The organism is Vibrio sinus (assembly GCF_023634645.1).
In the GTDB taxonomy this organism is placed as follows: domain Bacteria; phylum Pseudomonadota; class Gammaproteobacteria; order Enterobacterales; family Vibrionaceae; genus Vibrio; species Vibrio sinus.
Map to the genome: position 1 here is coordinate 1 of NZ_JAMKMR010000064.1, position 322 is coordinate 322.

Here is a 322-nt window from a genome sequence, read left to right on the forward strand (position 1 = left end):
ACTTCTGAGTTCGGCATGGAATCAGGTGGGTCCACAACGCTATGGTCGCCAAGCAAATTCTTTCTCAGACTTCCCGCTTGTGATAAAGCCCACTGGCTGCGTTAACTTGCTTATTCGCTCAGTCATTTACACTAGTAAACTCCTTCACTTATTTCATAAGTTGCCTTGCCACTGAACTTTCTCCCAGCGCTACCTTATTGGGTGCTAAGGAAAGTCTAAATAAATCTGGAAAGCTGTTTGTGCTCTCATACACATTCAATGTTCTTTGTTTGAGTCCCACAACAAAACCCTTTAGGTGTTGTATGGTTAAGCCTCACGGGCA

The 322-nt window shown here is 44.1% G+C and carries 1 rRNA gene; it reads right to left on the reverse strand.

From position 1 onward, the window contains the following. Positions 1-53: ribosomal RNA gene (gene rrf, locus M9194_RS21865) — 5S ribosomal RNA — on the reverse strand; the annotation flags it as partial. Positions 54-322: the final 269 nt, after the last annotated feature.